This is a genomic window from Vibrio sp. 10N.261.52.A1, assembly GCF_002876325.1.
Taxonomy (GTDB): Bacteria; Pseudomonadota; Gammaproteobacteria; order Enterobacterales; family Vibrionaceae; genus Vibrio; species Vibrio chagasii.
In genome coordinates this window covers 1-454 of record NZ_MCYD01000318.1, presented here as the reverse complement: position 1 = coordinate 454, position 454 = coordinate 1, and the positions used below count along the sequence as shown (strand labels likewise).

Here is a 454-nt window from a genome sequence, read left to right as displayed (position 1 = left end):
GTACGTGTTCGTAAAGCAATCTCTTACGCAATCGATCGTAATATCGTAACAGATGCTATCCTGGCACAAGGCCAAAAACCGGCGTACTTCCTAACTCCGGAAATTACAGCTGGATTCGACCCTGAGCTACCAACTTACGGTAAGATGTCTCAAAAAGAGCGTAACGCAGAAGCAGCACGCCTTCTTGAAGAAGCGGGTTACGGCAAAGACAACCCACTGAATTTCAAACTACTCTACAACACGTCAGAGAACCACAAGAAGATTGCTGTCGCATTAGGTTCAATGTGGAAGAAAACACTGGGTCTTTCAGTAACACTTGAAAACCAAGAGTGGAAAACTTACCTATCTTCTAAAGACTCAGGTGACTTTGAAGTAGCACGTGCCGGTTGGTGTGGTGACTACAACGAAGCGTCTTCATTCCTAACGCTGATGAAGAGTAACAACACTACCGGTG

1 protein-coding gene is annotated in these 454 nt (G+C 45.4%); it reads left to right on the top strand.

Translation table 11 applies throughout. The features are described from left to right. A partial coding sequence (locus tag BCT81_RS03905; RefSeq protein WP_241908152.1) for an ABC transporter substrate-binding protein occupies nt 1-454 on the top strand: 454 nt, incomplete at both ends.